Here is a 17095-nt window from a genome sequence, read left to right on the forward strand (position 1 = left end):
GCAGCGGGCGGCGCCGGGCGGCAGGCGACGGGGCCTGAGGCCCCTGCACGGCGTCAGGCCATCACCGATGGTGCCTCGAACGGGAGCAGTTGGCCGCCGGCCCGGGTCATCGTCGGGGTTGCGGCGTCCAGCAGGGCCTTGTCGCCGTCGACCACCACCAGGATGTTGCCGGCCTGGATCTCGTCGTCGAACTTCGCACGTATCGGGTCGGGCAGCGACGAGCCGACCAGCGCGGAGGCCCAGCAGCCGACCATCGCCCCAGCCACCGTCACCGCCGCCGCGCCGGCGATGGTCAGGCCGATCGGGGCGACCACCACCGCAACCAGCCCCGCCAGCAGGCCGGCCGCGCCACCGTAGCCGGCGCCACGCAGCGCGGCGGGCATGAAGTCGGTGTCGGCCTCCTTGCGGTCGTCGGGGATGGATTCCAGCTCGATGTCCGAGCGCGCAACCAGCAGCAGGTCGTCGTCATTGATGCCGACGCTGCGCGCGGCGTCCATCACGGCGGTGGCGGTGGCCAGATCGGGGGTGCTCAGGACGTGTCGGGTTTTCATCGGCGAAGTGTCCGCGGGCGGCCGGGGCGCGGGGCCGTCGCCCGGCTTGACGTGGCGGAGCGCCCTTGGATCGTGCATGCCGGACTGGCCGCTGGCGCATCCGCTGGTCCATGAGCTTTGCGCTCCCGCGGTTACCGGTGCGTGATGGCTGGGCTCGTCCCGCTGCGGCGGTGTTCACGGCGATGCCGATAGCCTCGACCGGTCCGTTCCCGGAGAACCGCCATGCGCAGGATCATCCTGTCCATCGTCGTCCTCGGCGTCGCGAGCGTGCTCGCCGCGTGCCGGGGCGAGCCCCCGGCGCCGGTGATGGATACCGCGGCACCGGCGACCGCCGACACCGCGGCCGAGCCCGCGCGCTCGACCGAGACCGGCACCGTACCCGTGCCGCGCTCCGCCGCCATCAGTGCCGCCGTGCCGGACTTCGTGGGCCGCACGTGGCGGGTGGCGTATTCGTCGGCAGTCGCCGAAGGCACCCGCTACCGCTTCCACGCGGACGGGCGGCTGGAGATCGTCGGCCCCGGCTCCGAACCGATCACCGGCAGTTGGCGGATGCTGGAGGACGCTCGCATTGAAATGACCGAAGACGGCCTCGCGTATCCGGTGGACATCGTTGAACAGACCCGCCGCCTGTTGCGCCTGCGCAGCCACAACCCCGGTGAGCCGGTGGACATCGCGATGGTGCCGGCGTCGTGAGCGGGCTGCACGAACTGGACATCCGCTGCCCCTACTGCGGTGAACCGCTGCAGGTACAGGTCGATGCCTCCGGCGGGGAGGCCCAATGGGTGGAGGACTGCCAGGTGTGCTGCCGGCCGATGGAGCTGGCGCTGTACATCGCGGATGACGGCGCGATCTCGCTCCTCGCCCGCACCGATGACGACGCGTAGCACCCAAGTGGCTGGGGGCCGTTCGTAAAGGTTGTGTTGTGTTCAGCCGCCAGCGGCAATGCCGCACGCTCGAACCCGCGGCGAAGCGCTTACCCGCTCACGTTTTTCCCGATGCCTAGCCCGGTCGCGCCCCCGGCGCGTTAAGCCGAGGTAATGCGTACTTCCGGGTGGGGCAGTCGGTTCATGCGTTCGTCGGCAGGGTGACGGCCGTGCGGCGGCAGTCAACAAGACCGCACGGCGGGCTTCGCCCGGTTCGACATTTTCAGTCCCCCACTTGCCGGGTCCTCCTCGGGACCCGGTCTTTTCCAGGAGAATTCCATGACCCGTTCCCCCCAGGCGGCGCTGCTCGCCACCGTGATCGCAATGGTACTGGCCGCGCCCGCCGCTTTCGCGCAGGACCCGGGGGCCCCACCGTCCGAGCCCACCGCTGCCGCGGCTACCACCGCGCCGGAGGATCGCAAGCTCGGCTGGGCCGATGTCGATAGCAACCAGGATGGCAACGTCGGCAAGGACGAGTCCGCCGCCGTGCCGGCGCTCGGCCAGGTGTTCGACCAGGCCGACGTCGACGCCGATGGCCAGCTGACGCCGCAGGAGTACCAGGCCTTCGTCGCCAAGGTGCAGGCCGACGGCGGCGCGCCCACGCCGACAGGTGCCGGCAACGCCTCCGACAGCGGGCAGTAGCCCACGCGATCCCGCTGCTGCGGGTCCCTCCGTCGAAGTCCGGGGCGTGTGCGGTCCGGGCGGGCGGTTCCCCTGCGTGGTGGGCGGCTCCGGCCGCCCGTCTTGCTTGCGCTGCAAGCCGTTCGTGCTCGCGTTGCGGGACGTGCCGCCACGTTCGACTCGCCAGGGGCCTTGGCATACTGGTCGCATGACGCTTCCGTGCGACGCCCGTTCCGACACCTCGCCTGCCGCCACCCCAATCCGACTGGTGGGGTTCGACGCCGACGACACCCTGTGGCGCAGCCAGGACTACTTCGACGCCGCGCAGCTGGAGTTCGAGCGCATCGTCGGCGGCTACGTGGACCTCCAGGACGCGCGCGTCCACGAACGCCTGTACGAGGTCGAGAAAGGCAACCTGGCCCTGTTCGGCTACGGCGTGAAAGGCATGGTGCTGTCTATGGTCGAAGCGGCGGTGGCGATCACCGACGCACGCATCCAGGCCGTCGACCTGCACCGCATCGTCGGCCTGGGTAAGGAGCTGCTGCGCCATCCGGTCGAACTGCTCCCGGGCGTGCCCGAGGCGGTGGAGGCGATCGCAGGACACTACGAGGTCGTATTGATCACCAAGGGCGATCTGTTCCACCAGGAAGCCAAGGTGCGCCAGTGCGGCCTGGCCGACCGCTTCCGGCGGATCGAGGTCGTCAGCGAGAAGGACCCGGCAACCTACGCGCGGGTGCTGGCCGAATTCGGGCTGCCGGCCGCGGCGTTCGTGATGATCGGGAACTCGTTGCGTTCCGACATCGCACCCGTGCTCGAGCTGGGCGGCTGGGGCATCCACACCCCGTACCACACGACCTGGGCGTACGAGACCGTGGCCGAGGTGGCGGCCGATGCGCCGCGCATGCTGCACGCCACCTCGGCGGGCGAATGGGTGGAGGCGGTCGACCGGGTATCGCGCAGGGCCCGAGGGGCCTGATGGCTGCATCGGTACTGGCGCCACCGCCACCACGGCGTGCCAGCAGATGACGCGCCGCAGCGCAGGCTGAACGGCCACCGCTACCGCGCACGCAGGGGCTTCGCCTGCATGCGCATGGTTAAAAGCATGTTCATTGGCGCTCGTCCAAGGTCGGGGTTCGCGGAGATGTCCAGTCCGCACCGACCCAGAGCGTAAGGAGAGTGAAAATGGCCACCATGACCCGCTGGTTCGCCCCGGTTGTGCTCGCTGCGGGACTTGGCGTCGCGGGCTTGGCACCCGCCCCCGCCCAGGCCCAGAGCAGCCAGGACGTCGCACGCATGATCGTCGATGTCGCCGACGTGATCTTCCGTGGCGGACAGCCCTACTACCGCCACGGCGACTACGGTCGCGACGACCGCCTGGTCATCGTGCGGGACCGCTGGGGCCGCCCCACCTACTACCGCGATGCGCCGCGCCGCTCGGCCTACCGCAACGGCCCGCCGTATGGCAATGCCTACGGCTATTACGCCAACGGCCCGGGCAGCCGCGACGTGCGTTGCAAGAAGAACGGCCGATGCGAGGTCCGTTATTACGACCCGCGCTACGACCGCAAGCGCTGGGACCGCGATGACGATCGCCGCGACCGGCGCCACCACCGTCGCGACCGCGACGATGACTGACACGGCCGGCTGAACGCCGCGAACCACCGGAACGGCACCCCAACGGGTGCCGTTCCGCATTTTCTGGCTTATCGTCGCGGCTCCGGTGGCCCGTGTTGGCCGCTGTCGGAGTCCGCCCATGCGCACACCCCCCCCACGCACCGATCGCCGTCCTGCACAGCGCGCCTCGCGCCATGCACGGGCGCTGTCCGCCTTCGCCCTGTTGGCCGCGCTGGCGAGCGCGCCCACCGCAGCGCAGGGCACGCTGGACTGCCAGCTGGAGTTCAACCTGGCCGGGTGGTCGGTGTTCTACAAGACCGCATCGGGCAGCGGCACGGTCAGTTGCAACGACGGCCAGCGCCTGGCGGTGAAGATCGAAAGCCGGGGCGGCGGGCTAAGCTTCGGCAAGTCGCGCATCGACAACGGCGTGGGCGAGTTTTCCGGCGTCGGGCGCATAGAAGATGTATTGGGAACCTATGCGGCCGCGGAGGCACACGCGGGTGCGGGCAGGTCGAGCAAGGCGCAGGTGGTCACCAACGGCGACATTTCACTGGCGCTCGCCGGCACCGGGCAGGGCTGGGACGTCGGCGTGGCGTTCGGCAAGTTCACGATCTCGCGATGACCATCGAGCGTCCATCGCTGCGTCGCAACGCTCTGCTTGCCTGCGTCGTGCTGGCAGCGGCGGGCCTGGCGGGTGCGCCCGTCGTGCCCGCCTCGCCCCAGGCCCAGCCAAGGGTCCCGGCCGGACAGTCCAGCACCCCCGGCGCGGAAATGCCGGCCACGGCGGCGGGAACGGGCGATCCGTGGCTCGATGCCTACCGGGATGACATCGATACGTACGGCCGCCAGTACCGCGCCGCCTTCGTCGACGAACTCGTGCGCTACTACGCGGCGCCGCGGGCGATGGCAGTGGAACTGCTGGACAACGGCGGTTGGCGACCGGGTGACCTCTACCTCGCCTGTGCCATCTCCCAGCGACGGGGCCGGCCGTGTCGCCACGCCGTCGAGCGCTTCGACCCGTCGGTGGGCTGGGCGCCACTGCTGGAGTCGCAGGACATGGCGGCCGGTTCCCCCGACCTGCATCGGATCAAGCGTGCGCTGGTGGCGACGTACCGGCGATGGGCCAGGCCGATCCTGCTCGACGCCGGCCTGCAGGCCGACTTCCCGGACCTGGCCCGCGATCCGGGCAACCGCTTCGTGGCACCGGACGCCACCGCGGAGGCGGCGGTCGATGGCACCCACTAGCGGCGGGTCATCGATAGGCGCGGGCGTGCAGCAGGGCGGCTGCCACTGCGGTCGCGTCCGTTTCGAAGTCGAGGTGCCCGCCCGGCCCACGTTGCTCGATTGCACCTGCTCGATCTGCCGGAAGACGGGCTACCTGCACCTCATCGTCGGGGCTCCACGCTTCCGCCTGCTGCAGGGCCAGGACGCGCTGGCCGAGTACCGGTTCAATACCGGGGTGGCGCGGCACCTGTTCTGTCGACACTGCGGAATCAAGTCGTACTACGTGCCGCGCAGCCACCCGGACGCGATCAGCGTGAACGCCCGGTGCCTGGATGCGGGTGTTCCGGCGGATGCCGCCCTGGTCGTGTTCGACGACGCCAACCGCGGGGCCGCCACCGCCGCCCTCGCGCTCCAGACCTGACCGCTGATGCCGATGGACACCTCGCCGACGCCCGCATCCCCCGGCCCTTCAAAATGCGCGGACGGGATCCGCGTGGTCGACTATGACGACCGTTGGCGCGCCGACTTCGCGCGGCTCAACATCGAGTGGCTGGAGCGGTGGTTCGTGGTCGAGCCGATCGACCGCGAGGTGCTTTCCGACCCGGCGACTCACATTCTTGCCGGCGGTGGGCGGGTGCTGTTCGCCGTCGATCCGGATGGACGCGCGCTGGGCACGGTGGCGCTCCTGCACACGGGCGGCGGCGTGTTCGAGCTCACCAAGATGGCGGTCGATCCGGCCTCGCGCGGCCGCGGGATCGGTCGCCGGCTGGTGCAGGGGGCGCTGCGCACCTTCGCCGGGATGGAGGGACGCGAACTGTTCCTGGAGTCCAGCAGCAAGCTCGGCCCGGCGCTGGCGCTGTACGAAAGCGTGGGCTTCGTCCACCACCCCGCGCCGCGCCCGGGGTCTCACTACGCCCGCGCCGACGTCTACATGGTCTGGGAGCCGGGCACCGGCTGAAGGCCCGGGGTCGCGGTCCGTACAATGGCCGGCCATGCCGACCCGTCCCGACATTTCGCCCGAGTACCTGCGCCTGTCGGTTGCCCCGATGATGGACTGGACGGATACCCATTGCCGCGTGTTCCACCGGCTTCTGGCCCCCCACGCGCGGCTCTACAGCGAAATGGTGCACGCCAACGCGGTCATCCACGGCGACCGCACGCGGTTGCTGGCCATGGACCCGGTGGAGCACCCGGTGGCACTGCAATTGGGGGGCAGCGAACCGGCACTGCTCGCGCAGGCCGCGCGCATCGGCGCCGAGCACGGCTTCGACGAAATCAACCTCAACTGCGGCTGCCCGTCGGACCGCGTGCAGGCGGGTCGCTTCGGCGCGTGCCTGATGCGCGAACCCGCGCTGGTGGCCGAATCCGTGGCTGCGATGATCGACGCGGTTCCGCCGCACGTCCCGGTGACGGTGAAGTGCCGCCTCGGGGTGGACGATGACCACGATTACGGACGCTTCGCCGGCTTTGTCGATGCCATAGCGCAGGCCGGCTGCGGGATGTTCGTGGTGCATGCCCGGAACGCCTGGCTGCAGGGCCTGAGCCCGAAGGAAAACCGGGAGGTTCCGCCGCTGCGCTACGAATGGGCCTACCGGCTCAAGCGCGAGCGGCCCGGGCTGGTGGTGCTGGTCAACGGCGGCATCGCGAGCGCAGAGGAGGCTACCGCGCACCTGGAGCGCGTCGATGGCGCGATGCTGGGCCGCGCCGCGTACCACGATCCCTACCTGCTGCACGTGCTGGAACACCGTTGGTTCGGCGCGCCGCTGCGTACCCGCGGCGAACTGCTGCGCGCGCTGCGCCCATATGTCGAATCCCGGCTCGCCGCCGGCGTCTACCTCAAGCACATCGTGCGACACCTGCTGGGCCTGTTCGCGGGCCAGCCCGGGGGACGCGCCTTCCGGCAGGTGTTGAGCGAAGGCGGGCATCGGCCAGGGGCGGACTGGTCGCTGGTCGAGCAGGCGCTCTCGCTGACCGAGCGCGAATACCCCGCGCCGGTTCGGGTGGCGGGAGCGACGGCATGATCACGCGTGACGCCGCGCGGTTCGCCGCCCATGCCGCCACGCTGGCGCCCGACTTCGGGCCCGCCACTGCACGCGGCGCGTTCCTGGTCGCGCCGGACGGATTCGCGCTGGCGCAGGAGTCCGCCTCCGACAACCGCTACATGGCCGCGGGTACGGCCTTCGACGCGGCGCGGGCACTGGCGCAGCACCGTGCGCTGCACCGCGCGCTGTCGGCGACCTTGCCCACGGTGTGCTTTCCGGGTGATCCGGCCACGCCCGACGCCCTGTTCCCCAACAACGTATTCGCCACCGCGCGACCGGATGCAGCCGCGCCCACCGGTGCGGCCCCACGCTTCATCGTGGGCCGCATGCGCCACCCGGTCCGTCAGCGCGAGGCGGCACGGGCCGACATCCGTGGCTTCTTCGGCGACGTGCTCGGTTACCGGCCGATGGACCTGTCAACGCAGGACCAGCCGTGCGAGCTGACCGGTGCGCTGGTGATCGACCGCGCCCGCGGCATCGCCGTGGCCGGGCTGTCGGAACGCTGCAGTGAGGCGGGTGCCCGGCTGATGCACGAAGCCTTCGGCCTGCGTGCCACGCTGCTGGCCGACCTCGCGCCGGGCGAATACCACACCAACGTCGTGCTGGCGCTGCTGGCCGGGCGTGCGGCACTGGTGGCCCCGGCGGGCTTCGCCGGGCCGGCGGTGATCGAGGCCTTGGAGGCGGTGTATCCCGGCCGCGTGGTCCAGCTGTCGCCGGCCGAGCATGCCGCCTTCGCCGGCAACGCCATCGCGTTGGGCGCGGACACGGTGTGGATGAGCGCGGGGGCGGGCGCCGCACTGACCGCCAACTCGCGCGCCGCGCTCGCGGACGCAGGGTTGCGGCTGCATACGGTCGAGTTGGATGCGCTGGAGGCCGCCGGCGGCTCCCTGCGCTGCTGCGTCGGCGAAATCTACTGACGCCGCGCGTTCGGCATGCGCGCCCGGGCCTGAACGCGACCGCGGATGTGAAGAAAAAGTTCATTGCCGATTCACTGCCCACTGACAAGAATGCCCACCTGACCCGCAGATCCTGGCTGCCGTTCGACCCGATACCGGGCCGAGCCGGGCGGCCTTCCGGAGCACCATGATCCGTTTGCTCACTGCCACCGTCCTCCTCGTCCTGCTGGCCATGATCGGTCCGCTTGGCGAAGCCCGGGCGCAATCCGCCCCGCAGCGCGAATCGCCCGCCCGGCATGACCGGGGCGAACGTGGTGAAGACCGCCGCGCCCTGTCAGACGCCGTGCGCCGCGTGGAGCGCCGCACCGGTGGCCAGGTGCTCAGTGCCGAGCGCGTGCCGTTCGACGGTCGCAACGTCAACCGGGTGAAGGTGCTCGATGCAAGCGGACGCATCCGTGTCTACATGGACGATCCGCGTGCGCCGCGCGCGGCGGATCAGGTGCAGCGCCGTACACGCGGCGACGACGACTGACGCCCCAATCTGACGCGGTCGGCCACCGCCCCATCGCGTTACCCCGCAGTGTCTTGGCAGGTGGCCACGTTCGATTCGTACCCATCCAGAACAAGAACCAGACACGGGAGTCACCATGCGCATTCTGCTGGTCGAAGACGAGGCGCCGCTGCGCGAAACCCTGGCCGCGCGCCTGAAGCGCGAGGGCTTCGCGGTCGATGCCGCACAGGACGGCGAAGAAGGCCTGTACATGGGCCGCGAGGTGCCCTTCGACCTGGGCATCATCGACCTGGGCCTGCCGAAGATGTCGGGCATGGAGCTGATCAAGGCCCTGCGCGATGAAGGCAAGAAGTTCCCGGTGCTGATCCTCACTGCGCGTTCGAGCTGGCAGGACAAGGTCGAGGGCCTCAAGCAGGGCGCCGACGACTACCTGGTGAAGCCCTTCCATGTCGAGGAGCTGCTGGCGCGGCTCAACGCGCTCGTGCGTCGCGCGGCGGGCTGGAGCAAGCCCAGCCTGGAATGCGGGCCGGTGACGCTCGACCTGGCCGCGCAGACCGTCAGCGTGCACGGCAGCAACGTGGACCTGACCAGCTACGAGTACAAGGTGCTCGAGTACCTGATGATGCACGCCGGGGAGCTGGTGTCGAAGGCCGACCTGACCGAGCACATCTACCAGCAGGATTTCGACCGCGACTCCAACGTGCTGGAGGTCTTCATCGGCCGCCTGCGCAAGAAGCTGGACCCCGACGGCAGCCTCAAGCCGATCGAGACCGTTCGCGGCCGCGGCTACCGCTTCGCGATCCCGCGCAGCGGCGAGTAGTCCCCACCACCGACACCGGCGCGGGTGAACCGCACCGGCGTCCGTGCGACCATCGCGGACCGCACCCGCAACCATCCGCGCGATCCGCACATGAGCTGGGGCCAACCCCGATCCCTCCAGGCACGACAGTTGCTGGCGGCCAGTCTCGGACTGCTCGCCTTCCTTGCGTTGGCCGGCTATGCCCTGGACCGGGCATTCCTGGAAACCGCGGAGAGCAACCTGCGCCAGCGCCTCAAGAGCTATGCCCTGGCCTACGCGGCCGAGGGCGAGTTCGCCCGCAGCGGCGAGTTCATTCCACCGTACGAATCCATCGACCCGCGGCTGGAAATGCCGGGCAGCGGGCTGTACGCGGAAGTGGTGTTCCCCAACGGCCATTGGGACTCGCCTTCGGCGGTGGGCCCCGACCTGCCGGCCGGCACCATGCTGCCGCCACGGACCGAGCGCTTCGAAGGCCCCCTGCCGATCACCGAGCTGGACGGGGCGCCCGGCGAGGCGTACCGCTTCGGCTACGGGGTGATCCAGGACCCGGGCGACGCGCGCGGTGAATTCCCGTACACGATCTACATCCTGGAAAACACCACGCAGCTCTCGCGCCAGGTGGAAGTGTTCCGCGAGGCATTGTGGCAGTACCTGGGTGGCGCGGGCCTGATCCTGCTGCTGCTGCAGGGGCTGATCCTGCGCTGGAGCCTGTTGCCGCTGCGGCGCGTGATCGACGAGCTCAAGCGCGTCCAGCGCGGCCTGGCCTCGCGCATGAGCGAACGCCACCCGCGCGAACTCGAGCCGCTCACGGAAAGCATCAACGCCTTCATTGAAAGCGAGCGCGAAAACCTGGACCGCCAGCGCAATACGCTGGCCGACCTCGCGCACAGCCTCAAGACGCCGCTTGCGGTGCTGCGCGCGCGACTGGAAGACCAGGCGCCGGAGGCCGAGCTGCGCGAGGAGGTGGACCACCAGTTGCGGCGCATGGGCGACCTGGTGTCCTACCAGCTGGCGAGGGCGGCCTCGGGGGGCCACGCACTGTTCGCCGCGCCGATCCCGATCGAGCCCCATGCCGAGCAGATCGTGCGCGGCCTGGAGAAGGTGTATGCGTCCAAGGGCGTGCTGTGCGAATTCGACCTGGCCGAGGGGGTGCAGTTCCATGGCGAGCCCGGCGACCTGCAGGAACTGCTGGGCAACCTGCTGGAGAACGCGTTCAAGTGGGCAGGCGCGCGCGTGCTGCTGACCGTGCGTCCCGGCGAAGTCGCCGGCAACCGGCGGCCGGGCCTGCTGCTGGCCGTGGACGACGACGGCCCCGGGATCCCCGAGGAAAAAGTCGCGCTGATCCTCCAGCGCGGCGTGCGCGGCGACGAGCGCGTGCATGGACACGGCATCGGCCTGGCGATCGTGCAGGACATCGTGCGCAGCTACCGGGGCACGCTGGACGTGTCGCCGTCAGCGGAGCTGGGCGGGACGCGCTTCGAAGTGCAACTGCCGCCCGGGTTGTGATGGCCCCGGTGGCCGCTCAGGCGCTTGCGAAAGGCGATTCCCCGTAGAAGCGCCGCAGGTGCGCGGCTACGTCGGGCATCACTTCGCGCAGCAGGGCCGGGTCGCTGAAGTGGTACTCGGTGGCGACTGCGAAGAACTCCTCGGGCGCCTCGGCGGCGTAGCCGTCGATGGGGGTCTGGACGCCCGCTTCCACCTGCGCGCCCAGCGCGTCGTAGGCCTGCTGGAAGTCGCGGGCCCACGCTTTCTGCCAGGGCCGGGGCAATGGCGGGGTGCCGTCGAGCAGGCCATCGAGCGCGTCGATCTTGTGCGCCATCTCGTGGGTGGCCACGCAGAAGCCGGCGGTGGGGTCCTGGCAGTCGGCGAGGACATCGGCCCATGACAGCACCAGCGGCCCGGACTGCCACGCCTCGCCGATCAACTCGTCCTCCCATTCGTGCATGACGCCGGCGGCGTCGACGTGGGTGCGGTTCACCCGGAACGCCTCGGGGTAGACGATCAGCTGCGACCAGCCCTGCAGGCCGGCTTCGCCAAACTCAAGCAGCGGCAGGCAGCACAGCGCGGCCAACATGCAGCGCTGGCTCGGGTCCAGCTGCAACTCACCGATCGGGGTGATGGTCTTCTCGTGCAGGAATCGCGCTGCGAGGTTGCGCAGCCGGGCCTCGCGCGCGTGGTCCAGCGGCTGCAACCACGGCAGCGCATCGCGGGCATCGCGCCACACGGCGGGATTTATGGAATCGGGTGCGCCGCGCAGGCGCTTGAACAGACCGAACAAGGCGGTCCCGGCGTCGGGCTAGCGGAACATCCCCGGGAGGTAACTGTGCCAGCGCGGCGATTGCAGCCGTCCGTTGGTTGGCGCATCACCATGCACGCTGGGCAGGGCCTTGCTCTCACGCGCCGGGCGCACGTCGGCCGGGGTGGCGGTGGACGCCTTCCCGGCGGGGGTCTCGGTGGTGGCCTGGTCGCACGCGCCGCTGCCGGGGGTGCTGTACTTGACTTCACGGGCCGCGATCGAGGCACTCGCCAACACCAAGGCGCACGCGAGCGGCAAGCACAGGTGGCGCAATCGGGTCATCTCGGTGTCCTCGGCGGTGGGCGGAGTCCGGCCAGTTCGGGACTATAGCGCGATTGCGCGGACGGCCGCAGTGGGCCCGTGCCCACCCCGGCCCACCCCGGACGGGAGCCTATCCCGTCGGCAGGCAGTGCCGGACTTCGACGATGCGGTCCAGCCAGATGTCGTGCACCTGCGCCGATTCGGGCATCTCCAGCGCCCGGTCCTCGATCCGGACCAGGCCGTTCATGCCCTCGCGCCCGGCCGGGTCCACGAACGCCTGCAGTGTGGGCCGCGCCGACACCGTGCCGCGCACGTGGCACTCGTCGTCCAGGTGCAGCTCCACGTGCGCGTCGTTGGGCAGCTGGGCGACCAGCGCCTGCAGCCGGTCGATGTCAGCGGGGTCGGTGTATACGCGCTCGACGGTGGCGGTCATTCGGCATCCGATTGGGTTCGGCGGGGACGGAAAGCCTACGCCGGGCCCGTCCCGGCCGCGGTGAAACCCGCTGGGCAGGGGAGGATTGCGCGCCGCGCGTGTCTTGGCCACAGTGGCCGGCCACCGTGCCGGGTCTCCCATGGAACCGCGCGCCACGCTCCACCTGCTGCTGCATGTCGCCGTGCCCGCGCTGCTGGCGTGGGGGCTGTACCGCGAGCGTTTCTGGAGGGCCTTCGCACTGATGCAGCTGGCGTGGCTGATCGACCTGGACCACCTGCTGGCGGATCCGGTCTATGCCCCGGGGCGGTGCAGCATCGGCTTCCACCCGCTGCACACTGCACCCGCGATCGGCGTCTACGCGCTTTTGGCCCTGCCGCGGCGCACACGCATCGTCGGCATCGGCCTGCTGGTCCATGTCGCCCTGGACGCGCTGGACTGCCTGTTGATGCGCACCTGATACGCCACGGATGCCCCCGGCCGGGGACAACTGCACGAATCCTTCGCGCGGCAACCGCGCTGCCGTAACGCGCCAACGCCTACCGTCGGACTCCCGATCATCCAAGGAGTTTCCATGTCGACCACGCCGATGCCGCGCATTCCCGCCAACACCCTGGTCATGGTGGCCGATGGCACGGGCGCACGCCTGTTCCGCAATGCCGGTACCGACTCGCGCCTGTCCCTCCACCAGGACGGCATGCTGGAGCCGAAGGACCTGGACGAAGAGGGTCCGTCGGGGGTGATGCCGCCCGAATCGGACACCCGCATCGACGAGGCCACCTTTGCCAAGCAACTGGCCCAGCGCCTCAACGAGGGCGCGTTGCGCCAGGAATACGAGCACGTGGTGCTGGTGGCCGACCCGCGCACGCTGGGCCTGATGCGCCCGCTGCTGCACAAGGAAGTGGACCAGCGCATGGTCGCCGAGCTTGCCAAGACCCTCACCGGCTCGCCGCTGGCCGACATCGAGCGCGCGCTGTCGGCGCCCTGATGCAGGGCCCCGACCCCCGCATGCGGGACCACCATGGAGCCGGTTGACTGGCTGGGCTGGGCGGCGTCCGCGGTGCTGCTGGCAACGCTCGGCCGCCAGGTCTACAAGGAGTGGAAGGAGCGCCGCACCGACGGGCTGTCGCAATGGCTGTTCGTCGGCCAACTGACCGCCAGCATCGGCTTCACCGTCTACAGCTGGCTGGTAGGCAACTGGGTGTTCGTGGTCACCAACCTGGCGTTGCTGGTGACCGCGGTCATCGGCCAGTTGATCTACCGGCGCAATCGCCGGCTGGCCGCCAGCGAAGGGGAATGCAGGACCGCCTGACCCCGCCGTCGCTGGCGACACCGGCATCACGATGCGCCCAGCATGCTCGACGGCCCGCCCCGCGATGCTTCCGGAGTCCCCATGGCCCGCCCCGTCTGGTCCGGCACGCTTTCCTTCGGCCTGCTCAACATTCCCGTCTCGCTGATGTCGGGCGAGCGCAGGACCGACATCTCGTTCCGCATGCTCGACTCGCGCGACAACACGCCGATCCGCTACGAGCGGGTCAACGCCGAAACCGGCGAGGAAGTGGCCTGGAAGGACATCGTCAAGGCGTTCGAGTACGACAAGGGCAGCTACGTCGTCCTGGAGCCCGGTGACATCAAGTCGGCCGCGCCCGAAAGCCACGGCGCGATCGAGGTCGAAGCGTTCGTGGAGCGCGAGTCGGTCGGCCCGCAGTACTTCGAGAAACCCTACGTGCTGGTCCCTGCGAAGAAGGCCGAGAAGGGCTACGTGCTGCTGCGCGAATCCCTGGCCCGCACCGGCAAGGTTGGCGTCGCGCGCGTGGTCATCCGCACCCGCGAGAACCTGTGCGCGATCATCCCGTGCGGTCATGCGCTGATGCTGCTGATGATGCGCTTCCCGCAGGAGCTGGTGGACGTGGACGAGTACCGCATCCCCGAGGGCGCGAAGGGCGACTACCGCATCAGCGACAAGGAGCTGGCGTTCTCCGAACAGCTGATCGAAACCATGTCCGGGGAGTGGGAACCGGACAGCTACCGCGACGAGTTCCGCGAGCGGTTGCAGGAAGTCATCCAGAAGCGGATGAAGGCCAAGGGCGTGGTCGAGCGCGACGAGGACGAACCGGACGTGCCGGAAGACGCGGCCACCAACGTGGTCGACTTCATGGCGCTGCTGCAGCAGTCGATCGACCGCAATGCGCGCACGCCCGCCAAGAAGAACGCCGCCAAGGCCACGAAGGCCACCAAGGCATCGAAGGCGACCAAAGCCACCAAGGCGAGCAAGGCGGCGAAGACGAAACCGAAGGCGTCGAAAGGGACGGCGAAGGCGGCGGCGAAGCCCGCCGCCAAGAAGACCGCCAAGGCCGCCAGCAAGAAGACCTCTGCCCGGTCAAAGCCACGAAAGGCCGCCTGACCCGGACGGCCGACTGAATGAGCCTGCGCGAGTACGCACGCAAACGGCGTTTCGACGCCACCCCCGAGCCCAGCGGCGAGGGGGTGATGCCACGCAGCGGGCGCAGGCCGATCTTCGTCGTGCAACTGCACCATGCGCGTGCGCGCCATTACGACTTCAGGCTGGAGATGGACGGCGCGCTCAAGAGCTGGGCGGTGCCCAAGGGCCCCTCGCTGCGGCCGGGCGAGAAGCGGCTTGCGGTCGAGGTGGAAGACCACCCGCTGGACTACGCGTCGTTTGAAGGCGACATCCCCGAAGGCCAGTACGGTGCGGGCCATGTCGACGTGTTCGACCACGGCGTGTGGAGCAGCCAGCGCGATCCCCTGGAGTCTCTGGCGGCGGGCAAGCTCGACTTCGCCCTGGATGGCGCGGTGCTGCGCGGCGGCTGGAAGCTGGTGCGCACCGGCATGCGCGGCTCCAAGCCGCAGTGGCTGCTGATCAAGCGCGACGACGCCGGGGCCGCCGACGCCGATGCCGACGACTTCGTCCCGGCCGACAAGGGCGGGACGGGCCGGGCCGGGCCCGCTGCCCGGTCGCGCAAGCGCTCGAACGCGGCGGCAACGTCCACCCCGGCGGCGACCAGGCCGACCGGGCGTGCGAAGGCGGCGGGGCGCCCGGCCTGGGCCACGCGTGCCCGGGCACTGGAGGGCGCGCGCGACTGGGCCGGTCCGATGCCGCAGCCGCAGCTGGCCACCCCGCGGCCCTCCGCTCCGGCGGGCGACGCCTGGCTGCACGAGTTGAAGTGGGACGGTTACCGGATGCTCGCCGACATCGAGGAGGGCTGCGTCCGGCTGCGTTCCCGCAACGGGCTCGACTGGACCGGCGAGCACCCGCGCATCGTCGCCGCGCTGGAGGCGCTGGGCCTGCAGCACGGCTGCCTGGATGGCGAACTGATCGCGCTGGACCGCGAGGGCCGCAGCGATTTCGCCGCGCTCCAGCGCACCCTGTCGGGCAGCGCCACGGCGACGCTGCGCTACGTGGTGTTCGACCTGCCGGTGCTCGAACACGTCGACCTGGCGCGCACGGCGCTGGTCGATCGCAAGGCGCTGCTGGACGAACTGCTGGCCACGGGCGACGCCGGGGCAGTTGCCTACAGCCAGCACATCGTCGGCCACGGCGCACGGGTGTTCGAGGCCAGCGGTGGGCAGGGGATGGAGGGGATCGTCAGCAAGGCGGTGGACGCGGCCTATACCCCGGGTCGCTCGACCACGTGGCTGAAGATCAAGCACTCGCAGGCCGACGAGTTCGTCATCGTCGGCTACACCGCGCCGAAAGGGTCCCGCCGCGGCTTCGGTTCGCTGTTGCTGGCGACGTATGAGGCCGGGACGATGCGCTACGTCGGTCGCGTCGGCACCGGCTTCAACGACGCACTGCTGCGGCGCCTGGGCGACCGGCTGCGTGCGGCGCAGGTCCCCGGGGCGGTGCTGGAATTGCCCGCGCACGTGCCCTTCAAGACGGGCGACGTGCACTGGGTGGAACCGGCGGTGGTGGTGGAAGTGGCCTACCGCGGCTGGGGCAAGGAAGGACTGCTGCGGCATGCCAGCTTCATGCGCATCCGCGATGACAAGGGAGCAGGCGACGTGGGTGACCCGGCACCGGCCGTACAGGCCACCATCAGCAGTCCCGACCGGGTGGTGTACCCCGGGCTGGGCCTGACCAAGCAGGACGTGGCCGACTACTACCGGTCGATCGCGCCCCATCTGCTGCCGGAGGTGGTCAACCGGCCGCTCTCGCTGCTGCGCTGCCCCGACGGCGCCTCCGGCACGTGCTTCTTCCAGAAGCACCGCGCCGACGCGCTGGGGGCGGGTGTCCACTCCACCCCGATCACGGGCAAGGACGGGAGCGAATCGGCCTACCTGTTCATCGACGACCTCGCCGGGCTGATGGACCTGGTGCAGATGAACACCCTCGAACTGCACCCGTGGGGCGCGCGCGTAGGGGATGTCGAGCACCCCGACCGGCTGGTGTTCGACCTGGACCCGGGCGAGGGCGTGGACTGGAAGGCGGTCATCGCCGGCGCGCGCGACATCCGCGACAAGCTCCAGCAGGCCGGGCTCACGGGCTTCGTCCGCCTGTCCGGCGGCAAGGGCCTGCACGTCGTCGTGCCGATCCAGCGGGGGCCGACGTGGGCCCAGGTTCGCGACTTCTGCGAAGCCTTCGCCGATGCGATGGCCACGCACCAGCCCACGCGCTACGTGGCCACCGCCAGCAAGGCCAAGCGCAACGGGGTGATCTTCATCGACTGGCTGCGCAACGGTCGTGGCGCGACCAGCGTGGCCAGCTGGTCATTGCGCGCGCGCGAACAGGCCGGCGTCGCCGTGCCACTGCGCTGGTCGGAACTGGGTCGGACGCGGTCGGGCGCGGACTACCCGATGGCGCGCGCGTTGCAGCGCGCGGCACGGCTCAAGGGCGATGCGTGGGACGGCTGGGACGCGGCGACGCGACAGACGCTGCCGACGTTCAAGCAGGTGCAGTAGTGGCGGG

At 70.2% G+C, this 17095-nt stretch carries 23 protein-coding genes; 19 read left to right on the top strand and 4 right to left on the bottom strand.

Annotated elements, in window-relative coordinates:
- Window positions 1-53 precede the first annotated feature (53 nt).
- Window positions 54-551 carry a hypothetical protein gene (locus ACJQWL_RS09515; RefSeq protein ID WP_330969598.1) on the bottom strand — a complete coding sequence of 166 codons (498 nt, stop codon included), beginning with the start codon at window positions 549-551 and terminating at the stop codon, window positions 54-56.
- Between the two features lie 222 nt (window positions 552-773).
- On the opposite strand from ACJQWL_RS09515, the gene ACJQWL_RS09520 reads away from it, so the two are divergent.
- The 14 genes from ACJQWL_RS09520 to ACJQWL_RS09585 all read left to right on the top strand — a co-directional run bounded on the left by ACJQWL_RS09520 (window position 774) and on the right by ACJQWL_RS09585 (window position 10687).
- A complete protein-coding gene (locus tag ACJQWL_RS09520; RefSeq protein ID WP_330969597.1) occupies window positions 774-1244 on the top strand; it encodes a hypothetical protein in 471 nt (156 codons plus the stop codon).
- Window positions 1241-1435 (top strand): CPXCG motif-containing cysteine-rich protein, encoded by a 195-nt coding sequence (locus ACJQWL_RS09525; RefSeq protein WP_330969596.1) that lies wholly within the window; start codon window positions 1241-1243, stop codon window positions 1433-1435. The genes ACJQWL_RS09520 and ACJQWL_RS09525 overlap by 4 nt, the downstream gene beginning before the upstream one ends.
- Before the next feature lie 318 nt (window positions 1436-1753).
- Window positions 1754-2116: an EF-hand domain-containing protein gene (locus ACJQWL_RS09530; RefSeq protein ID WP_330969595.1), complete on the top strand. Its 363-nt coding sequence runs from the start codon at window positions 1754-1756 to the stop codon at window positions 2114-2116.
- Between the two features lie 187 nt (window positions 2117-2303).
- Window positions 2304-3071 carry an HAD family hydrolase gene (locus tag ACJQWL_RS09535; protein ID WP_330969594.1) on the top strand — a complete coding sequence of 256 codons (768 nt, stop codon included), beginning with the start codon at window positions 2304-2306 and terminating at the stop codon, window positions 3069-3071.
- Between the two features lie 206 nt (window positions 3072-3277).
- Window positions 3278-3730, top strand: coding sequence for a hypothetical protein (locus ACJQWL_RS09540; RefSeq protein ID WP_330969593.1), 453 nt, complete (start codon window positions 3278-3280; stop codon window positions 3728-3730).
- Window positions 3731-3848: 118 nt separating this feature from the next.
- Window positions 3849-4331 (top strand): hypothetical protein, encoded by a 483-nt coding sequence (locus ACJQWL_RS09545; RefSeq protein WP_330969592.1) that lies wholly within the window; start codon window positions 3849-3851, stop codon window positions 4329-4331.
- The gene (locus ACJQWL_RS09550; protein WP_330969591.1) at window positions 4328-4954 is read left to right on the top strand and encodes a hypothetical protein; all 627 of its coding nucleotides are present in this window, start codon (window positions 4328-4330) and stop codon (window positions 4952-4954) included. The genes ACJQWL_RS09545 and ACJQWL_RS09550 overlap by 4 nt, the downstream gene beginning before the upstream one ends.
- Window positions 4941-5354 carry a GFA family protein gene (locus ACJQWL_RS09555; protein WP_330969590.1) on the top strand — a complete coding sequence of 138 codons (414 nt, stop codon included), beginning with the start codon at window positions 4941-4943 and terminating at the stop codon, window positions 5352-5354. The genes ACJQWL_RS09550 and ACJQWL_RS09555 overlap by 14 nt, the downstream gene beginning before the upstream one ends.
- A 72-nt stretch (window positions 5355-5426) precedes the next feature.
- Window positions 5427-5891: a GNAT family N-acetyltransferase gene (locus ACJQWL_RS09560; protein WP_330969589.1), complete on the top strand. Its 465-nt coding sequence runs from the start codon at window positions 5427-5429 to the stop codon at window positions 5889-5891.
- A gap of 34 nt (window positions 5892-5925) precedes the next feature.
- Entirely contained in the window at window positions 5926-6954 is a 1029-nt protein-coding gene (dusA, locus tag ACJQWL_RS09565; protein WP_330969588.1) for a tRNA dihydrouridine(20/20a) synthase DusA, read from the top strand.
- On the top strand, window positions 6951-7892 hold the full coding sequence (locus ACJQWL_RS09570) for an arginine deiminase-related protein (RefSeq protein WP_330969587.1): 942 nt from the start codon (window positions 6951-6953) through the stop codon (window positions 7890-7892). Before dusA ends, ACJQWL_RS09570 begins: the two co-directional genes overlap by 4 nt.
- Before the next feature lie 166 nt (window positions 7893-8058).
- A complete protein-coding gene (locus tag ACJQWL_RS09575) occupies window positions 8059-8403 on the top strand; it encodes a PepSY domain-containing protein (RefSeq protein WP_330969586.1) in 345 nt (114 codons plus the stop codon).
- A 115-nt stretch (window positions 8404-8518) separates the two neighbouring features.
- Window positions 8519-9202: a response regulator transcription factor gene (locus tag ACJQWL_RS09580; RefSeq protein WP_330969585.1), complete on the top strand. Its 684-nt coding sequence runs from the start codon at window positions 8519-8521 to the stop codon at window positions 9200-9202.
- Between the two features lie 90 nt (window positions 9203-9292).
- Window positions 9293-10687 carry an ATP-binding protein gene (locus ACJQWL_RS09585; RefSeq protein ID WP_330969604.1) on the top strand — a complete coding sequence of 465 codons (1395 nt, stop codon included), beginning with the start codon at window positions 9293-9295 and terminating at the stop codon, window positions 10685-10687.
- 16 nt (window positions 10688-10703) lie between these two features.
- Here the strand turns inward: ACJQWL_RS09585 and ACJQWL_RS09590 are convergent, their stop codons facing one another.
- The 3 genes from ACJQWL_RS09590 to ACJQWL_RS09600 form a co-directional block, all read right to left on the bottom strand.
- Entirely contained in the window at window positions 10704-11459 is a 756-nt protein-coding gene (locus ACJQWL_RS09590; protein WP_411300867.1) for a M90 family metallopeptidase, read from the bottom strand.
- Between the two features lie 18 nt (window positions 11460-11477).
- On the bottom strand, window positions 11478-11759 hold the full coding sequence (locus ACJQWL_RS09595; RefSeq protein WP_330969584.1) for a hypothetical protein: 282 nt from the start codon (window positions 11757-11759) through the stop codon (window positions 11478-11480).
- Window positions 11760-11868: 109 nt separating this feature from the next.
- Window positions 11869-12171 (bottom strand): DUF3247 family protein, encoded by a 303-nt coding sequence (locus ACJQWL_RS09600; protein WP_330969583.1) that lies wholly within the window; start codon window positions 12169-12171, stop codon window positions 11869-11871.
- Window positions 12172-12310: 139 nt separating this feature from the next.
- On the opposite strand from ACJQWL_RS09600, the gene ACJQWL_RS09605 reads away from it, so the two are divergent.
- From ACJQWL_RS09605 to ligD, 5 genes are all read left to right on the top strand, one after another.
- A complete protein-coding gene (locus ACJQWL_RS09605; RefSeq protein ID WP_330969582.1) occupies window positions 12311-12628 on the top strand; it encodes a DUF6122 family protein in 318 nt (105 codons plus the stop codon).
- A 114-nt stretch (window positions 12629-12742) separates the two neighbouring features.
- Entirely contained in the window at window positions 12743-13156 is a 414-nt protein-coding gene (locus ACJQWL_RS09610) for a host attachment family protein (protein ID WP_330969581.1), read from the top strand.
- Window positions 13157-13189: 33 nt separating this feature from the next.
- Entirely contained in the window at window positions 13190-13480 is a 291-nt protein-coding gene (locus tag ACJQWL_RS09615; RefSeq protein WP_330969580.1) for a PQ-loop domain-containing transporter, read from the top strand.
- Window positions 13481-13561: 81 nt separating this feature from the next.
- Window positions 13562-14572 (top strand): non-homologous end joining protein Ku, encoded by a 1011-nt coding sequence (gene ku / locus ACJQWL_RS09620; RefSeq protein ID WP_330969579.1) that lies wholly within the window; start codon window positions 13562-13564, stop codon window positions 14570-14572.
- A gap of 17 nt (window positions 14573-14589) precedes the next feature.
- Entirely contained in the window at window positions 14590-17088 is a 2499-nt protein-coding gene (ligD, locus tag ACJQWL_RS09625; RefSeq protein ID WP_411300868.1) for a DNA ligase D, read from the top strand.
- Window positions 17089-17095 lie beyond the last annotated feature (7 nt).

Origin of the sequence: Novilysobacter viscosus (assembly GCF_046600715.1) — a bacterium.
GTDB classification, from domain to species: domain Bacteria; phylum Pseudomonadota; class Gammaproteobacteria; order Xanthomonadales; family Xanthomonadaceae; genus Lysobacter_C; species Lysobacter_C viscosus.

Bases quoted from the DNA above. Each gene is read 5' to 3' on its own strand.
- ku (WP_330969579.1), top strand. From the start codon at position 13,562: ATGGCCCGCCCCGTCTGGTCCGGCACGCTTTCCTTCGGCCTGCTCAAC.
- ACJQWL_RS09535 (WP_330969594.1), top strand. From the start codon at position 2,304: ATGACGCTTCCGTGCGACGCCCGTTCCGACACCTCGCCTGCCGCCACC.
- ACJQWL_RS09555 (WP_330969590.1), top strand. From the start codon at position 4,941: ATGGCACCCACTAGCGGCGGGTCATCGATAGGCGCGGGCGTGCAGCAG.
- ACJQWL_RS09570 (WP_330969587.1), top strand. From the start codon at position 6,951: ATGATCACGCGTGACGCCGCGCGGTTCGCCGCCCATGCCGCCACGCTG.
- ACJQWL_RS09530 (WP_330969595.1), top strand. From the start codon at position 1,754: ATGACCCGTTCCCCCCAGGCGGCGCTGCTCGCCACCGTGATCGCAATG.
- ACJQWL_RS09615 (WP_330969580.1), top strand. From the start codon at position 13,190: ATGGAGCCGGTTGACTGGCTGGGCTGGGCGGCGTCCGCGGTGCTGCTG.
- ACJQWL_RS09595 (WP_330969584.1), bottom strand. From the start codon at position 11,759: ATGACCCGATTGCGCCACCTGTGCTTGCCGCTCGCGTGCGCCTTGGTG.
- ACJQWL_RS09610 (WP_330969581.1), top strand. From the start codon at position 12,743: ATGTCGACCACGCCGATGCCGCGCATTCCCGCCAACACCCTGGTCATG.
- ACJQWL_RS09600 (WP_330969583.1), bottom strand. From the start codon at position 12,171: ATGACCGCCACCGTCGAGCGCGTATACACCGACCCCGCTGACATCGAC.
- ACJQWL_RS09605 (WP_330969582.1), top strand. From the start codon at position 12,311: ATGGAACCGCGCGCCACGCTCCACCTGCTGCTGCATGTCGCCGTGCCC.
- ACJQWL_RS09580 (WP_330969585.1), top strand. From the start codon at position 8,519: ATGCGCATTCTGCTGGTCGAAGACGAGGCGCCGCTGCGCGAAACCCTG.
- ACJQWL_RS09575 (WP_330969586.1), top strand. From the start codon at position 8,059: ATGATCCGTTTGCTCACTGCCACCGTCCTCCTCGTCCTGCTGGCCATG.
- ACJQWL_RS09550 (WP_330969591.1), top strand. From the start codon at position 4,328: ATGACCATCGAGCGTCCATCGCTGCGTCGCAACGCTCTGCTTGCCTGC.
- ACJQWL_RS09585 (WP_330969604.1), top strand. From the start codon at position 9,293: ATGAGCTGGGGCCAACCCCGATCCCTCCAGGCACGACAGTTGCTGGCG.
- dusA (WP_330969588.1), top strand. From the start codon at position 5,926: ATGCCGACCCGTCCCGACATTTCGCCCGAGTACCTGCGCCTGTCGGTT.
- ligD (WP_411300868.1), top strand. From the start codon at position 14,590: ATGAGCCTGCGCGAGTACGCACGCAAACGGCGTTTCGACGCCACCCCC.
- ACJQWL_RS09540 (WP_330969593.1), top strand. From the start codon at position 3,278: ATGGCCACCATGACCCGCTGGTTCGCCCCGGTTGTGCTCGCTGCGGGA.
- ACJQWL_RS09545 (WP_330969592.1), top strand. From the start codon at position 3,849: ATGCGCACACCCCCCCCACGCACCGATCGCCGTCCTGCACAGCGCGCC.
- ACJQWL_RS09515 (WP_330969598.1), bottom strand. From the start codon at position 551: ATGAAAACCCGACACGTCCTGAGCACCCCCGATCTGGCCACCGCCACC.
- ACJQWL_RS09520 (WP_330969597.1), top strand. From the start codon at position 774: ATGCGCAGGATCATCCTGTCCATCGTCGTCCTCGGCGTCGCGAGCGTG.